This is a genomic window from Citrobacter sp. Cf116 (assembly GCF_030336505.1).
Taxonomy (GTDB): Bacteria; Pseudomonadota; Gammaproteobacteria; order Enterobacterales; family Enterobacteriaceae; genus Citrobacter; species Citrobacter freundii.
Genome location: NZ_JAOWEQ010000037.1, coordinates 1 through 4126 on the forward strand (window position 1 = coordinate 1; position 4126 = coordinate 4126).

General features: G+C 38.8%; 6 protein-coding genes and 1 pseudogene. 4 read left to right on the forward strand and 3 right to left on the reverse strand.

Going from position 1 to position 4126, the window contains the following annotated elements; genetic code table 11:
• The 3 genes from OGV74_RS09330 to OGV74_RS09340 form a co-directional block, all read left to right on the forward strand.
• Window positions 1–198: RusA family crossover junction endodeoxyribonuclease (locus OGV74_RS09330; protein ID WP_286520687.1), on the forward strand; the 198-nt coding region annotated here is incomplete at its 5' end.
• Entirely contained in the window at window positions 195–1235 is a 1041-nt protein-coding gene (locus OGV74_RS09335) for a DUF968 domain-containing protein (protein WP_286520705.1), read from the forward strand. The genes OGV74_RS09330 and OGV74_RS09335, both read left to right, overlap by 4 nt.
• An 11-nt stretch (window positions 1236–1246) precedes the next feature.
• Window positions 1247–1591 (forward strand): antiterminator Q family protein, encoded by a 345-nt coding sequence (locus OGV74_RS09340; RefSeq protein ID WP_047357960.1) that lies wholly within the window; start codon window positions 1247–1249, stop codon window positions 1589–1591.
• 27 nt (window positions 1592–1618) lie between these two features.
• Here OGV74_RS09340 and OGV74_RS09345 read toward each other — a convergent pair whose 3' ends face one another.
• From OGV74_RS09345 to OGV74_RS09355, 3 genes are read right to left on the reverse strand one after another with little or no spacing between them, the layout of a single operon-like run.
• A complete protein-coding gene (locus tag OGV74_RS09345) occupies window positions 1619–1960 on the reverse strand; it encodes a hypothetical protein (protein ID WP_286520709.1) in 342 nt (113 codons plus the stop codon).
• Complete coding sequence (locus OGV74_RS09350; protein ID WP_135107955.1) at window positions 1957–2829, reverse strand: hypothetical protein; 873 nt, start codon at window positions 2827–2829, stop codon at window positions 1957–1959. The genes OGV74_RS09345 and OGV74_RS09350 overlap by 4 nt, the downstream gene beginning before the upstream one ends.
• On the reverse strand, window positions 2826–3728 hold the full coding sequence (locus OGV74_RS09355; protein WP_047357963.1) for an MvdC/MvdD family ATP grasp protein: 903 nt from the start codon (window positions 3726–3728) through the stop codon (window positions 2826–2828). The genes OGV74_RS09350 and OGV74_RS09355 overlap by 4 nt, the downstream gene beginning before the upstream one ends.
• A 333-nt stretch (window positions 3729–4061) precedes the next feature.
• Here OGV74_RS09355 and OGV74_RS23280 point away from each other — a divergent pair.
• Window positions 4062–4126 (forward strand): annotated as a pseudogene (locus OGV74_RS23280) (holin); the annotation flags it as partial.

Consider the following 4126-nt stretch of genomic DNA (forward strand, 5'->3'; position numbering starts at 1 on the left):
CCGATGCCAGCGAGCTGGAGCAAAAAGAAACGGGCTGAGTTCAACGGTAAACCACACCAGGCTAAACCTGATTTCGACAACATGATGAAAGCCCTGATGGATGCCATTTACGAAGATGACGCTCACATCTGGGATTCACGCGTCACTAAATTATGGGGGGAGAAGGGACAAATAATTATCGGGGAGATTGCAGAATGAGGGCGCTGCTGAAGCCGGTTGTTGCGCGTGAGCTTGGAATTGTGCTGCTCAAGCCGGGCAGTGAGCTGATGTCATTATTCAGTTGTGAACGTGTGCTGGTGGAAAGCCAGCCAGCAGGTATGGAGCGTTTGCCTGCAGGCCGTGTTCCTGACGTTCGCCAGCCGCTTGCATGTGACGAGTCCCTGCGACCGTTCTTCCTGGATGAAAAAGTTATTAAGGCTGCTGGTGGTTTGAGTGGCCTTGATTACTGGCTTCTGCGCTTTGGCAGTAGCTGCTGCCAGTGGCCACACAGCGATTACCATTATCACGAGTTAACCACTCTGCGTCATGAACCCGGATCGGTTCTCCTGTGTGGGCATTGTGATAACCATTTGCGTGACCACTACAGCGAACAACTTGCAGAGCTGGCGAGACGTAATGTTATTAGCTGGATTATCAACAGCATTATGGTGGCGCTGAATCAGGATCCTTCCAGAGAACTGTCGCTGGCGGAGCTATGCTGGTGGGCGGTGCGTATGGGTGTTACCGACGCAATTCCCGAATCAGTAGCCAGTCGGGCGCTTCGTATTCCTTCGGAAGATTATCAGTCAGTCATGCATGAATGCGATATCGAACCGGGTGTAACCGCCACCAGCATCATTACAGCCAAAGCCAGCACAATACCCGTGAACTTGCCACCAGCGCAGATGCCTGCGGTTAAGCCAATAGTTGGTGTTCTGGTCGAACCAGAGTCCCCGCAAACCTTTATGAAACGCCCAAAGCGGATCCGCTGGATGGCCCCCGGATATCTGGAATGGATTAAAAAACAACCCTGCGAATGCTGTGGCAAACCATCCGATGACCCGCACCATTTAATTGGCTGGGGGCAGGGAGGGATGGCAACGAAGGCACATGATATTTTTGCGATCCCCCTGTGTCGTCGGTGCCATACAGAACTACATAACGACCCGGTGAAGTTTGAGCGAAAGCATGTACCTCAGCCGGTAATGATTATCAGAGTACTGGACCGGGCTTATGGGCTTGGCGTTCTGGCGTAAGGAGATGTTTGATGCGTGATATGTATGAAGTGATGGATCGTTGGGGCGCTTGGGCTGCCGCTGACAGTAGCGGTGTAGACTGGCAACCTATAGCTGCAGGATTTAAAGGATTACTTCCACATGGTAAAAAGTCACGTGCTCAGTGCAATGATGATGACGGTATTTTAATTGATGGATGCGTGGCAAAATTACGAAAGCATAGGCCAGAAGCGTTTGAACTTGTAATTGCGCATTTTGTAGTTGGTATATCATTACGAACTGTCGCTAAAAAAAGAAAATGCTCAGACGGAACTGTCAGGAAGGAATTGCAAACAGCGTTAGGATTTCTTGATGGTATGCTGTACGTAATAAAATAAAGCCCCTTAGGGCTTTATTTTTATTGACTATGAGTAACTATAATCATCGTCTTGCGACTCTGTAACGTTAGTAATAATAGTAGATAATGAAATGTAGTCATCATCATTATTTTCAGTCCTTTCTGTTAAGAGAGTGCTTGTTGCAATGTAATCAAAATTAGATTGTTTTTGAGGTGGATTAGAAACTAAAAAAATCGAATCTTGATCTGTTGCTTCGTTGACCTTTGTAATCGTAGTCCAAACACTAGTGTCTAAATAGTCATTATCATCACTTTCAATAGAAAATGTTTTTCTAGTTGAGTCAATAGTATCCATTACATGGTCATTGATAATAATTGTTTCACTATACTGCATTATATATGGTTTCATATTGTGTAGAATCCTTGAGGTGTGGTGGATATTATTGTTTTTTCCTGTTGGTAAGGTAATGATATATCTTTGCTTAAAGAAGATAACATTACTAATGAAAGAGTAATTAACCCTAGGACGATTATTCTTAAAGATGTTTGTTCTGAGTTTCTTGCTAGACCAGCGTAGTAATCTCTATCTTGATTTGTAGATTGCCAATCAAAATATAAGGATTTTGTTAGTGCGTAACTTTTCTTTGACTCTCTAAGATCTTTAAATGTTGAACGATATGTACCTCTAATCTCGACTGATTTTTTTAAAAAGCATATCAAATTTATCGCTTCGAATAGTGTTATAAGTATTAAATACCATATAAGGTAGTGAAGAGGTGAGGCAATATTAGCTTCTAGGAATTTAGAAAACGTATAACCCAGAACTGCTGCAAAAGCAGTTATAATGGTTGTATGATACATCGCTTTATTGAATATATTTGATAAGAATATTTGATTCTCCGATATTTTAAGTTTTAAATACTCTTCTTGCTGCATTCTTTCATTTTCAGTTGCACCGAGGAGTGTATTTTTTCTGTAGGTCTCAGTTCGGTTTTCTATCTCACCAACAGTCAGTGTGTTTTGTGTTTCTTCAAACGTAATAAGATGAAAAAATTTGAAACTGTGGAGAGTATTGTTTTGTTTTTTCAAAAAGGTGACAAAATAAAATCGCACACTTCCCAAAGGTAAATAAAATAAGCTAAAGCGAATATCGTGTTTAGCTTTATATTCCTTTTCAATAGAATCAAAATTTGAGTCCATTGAAGCATGAAATATTAGTGAAACATTCATTAATATTAAAAATGAATCCCATAATTTTATTAAATTTGATTTGTTCATTTTTTTAGGTAATCCAAAATATCGGATGAGATACCGAGTCCCAGTTTAATATCTAACCAAGCCCATTGTCCATTTGCATTTATTTCTAAAAAAAACCACTCACCATCATTTACAATAAAATCAAAACAACCAAAATTTAAGTTTAGTAATAGCATTAAGTTGCTGCATTTTAACTCGATTTCTTCTGGAATGGATATTTTTGTGTAAGAAACATGGTTATCTTTTTTTCTCCAGTCTATTTTGTCCTTGGAATCAATTCTAACAGCATGGACTTTATCGTTAATTATGGTGATTCTGACCTCATAATCTTTTGGTTTATAGTTTTGGAAATAACAAGGTGAGTATTTTAAATTCTCTGTTTTCTTTGAAAGATCAACTATATTTGTTTGTACAAACTCTTTTGTATTCCCTGCTTCAATCAACCCTGATGATAATGGTTTTACAATGGGGTTATTCAAGCTGTTTATAACTTTTGATATATCATTTGAAATTAATGGATCTATTATATTAAAACCAACCTCTTTTGCGAGTTTTAACTGATATAATTTGTTATCTGCTACTCTTAAAAGTGATGGTTTTGATAGGCAAGTGCCTTGGAATGATTCACTTATACCCTCACAAAAAGTAAAAACTTCACGGTAAATATGTGATTGATATATAGGGTTTATGATGCTTTCGGATATTTTCTCTGGAGTGGGTTTTCTATAATAAATGGATTGGCAATGACTTTCTGTTATCTTTTTGTTTCCGGAGTTGATTATTTCAAAACCAACTGAATCATAACTAACTTTATATTCTGAAAATTTATCAATATTAAATCTAAAAAAACCATCAAAATCATGTTTATCCTCAATGAAATCAATGGTTTTATCGAAGCTTGAAGTTATGACTAAAATCATTTTGAAGTCCTTTTTCTCTTATTGTATAAAAAAAATAACGCGTACGCAAAAGTTGTTGTAATGTATAAACGATGAGAGTCAGGTACATACAAACTAGAAATTTTTTCTTGACGCCCGTCACATCTCAAAAATACAAATTAGTTACTCTTTTTATTATTCTTAGCTTTGTAAGAGGATAGTTTTTATAAAACTACATTCGAGGCTGCCGTTGGCGGCCTTTTTCATTTCAGGCTCACGGGAATCATCCGCTACGTGCTTTGTTGATAAATCCAGCCCGTAAAGCCTGACCCTTTCATCACACACAGCGCCATCCGAAGAATCGGAGGTGAGGCTATGACCAGAATGAGCACCATTTACAGCAGACTTTCATATGGATCAGGAACCACGCTTGCCGGCTG

Bases quoted from the DNA above. Each gene is read 5' to 3' on its own strand.
- OGV74_RS09350 (WP_135107955.1), bottom strand. From the start codon at position 2,829: ATGAACAAATCAAATTTAATAAAATTATGGGATTCATTTTTAATATTA.
- OGV74_RS09355 (WP_047357963.1), bottom strand. From the start codon at position 3,728: ATGATTTTAGTCATAACTTCAAGCTTCGATAAAACCATTGATTTCATT.
- OGV74_RS09345 (WP_286520709.1), bottom strand. From the start codon at position 1,960: ATGAAACCATATATAATGCAGTATAGTGAAACAATTATTATCAATGAC.
- OGV74_RS09340 (WP_047357960.1), top strand. From the start codon at position 1,247: ATGCGTGATATGTATGAAGTGATGGATCGTTGGGGCGCTTGGGCTGCC.
- OGV74_RS09335 (WP_286520705.1), top strand. From the start codon at position 195: ATGAGGGCGCTGCTGAAGCCGGTTGTTGCGCGTGAGCTTGGAATTGTG.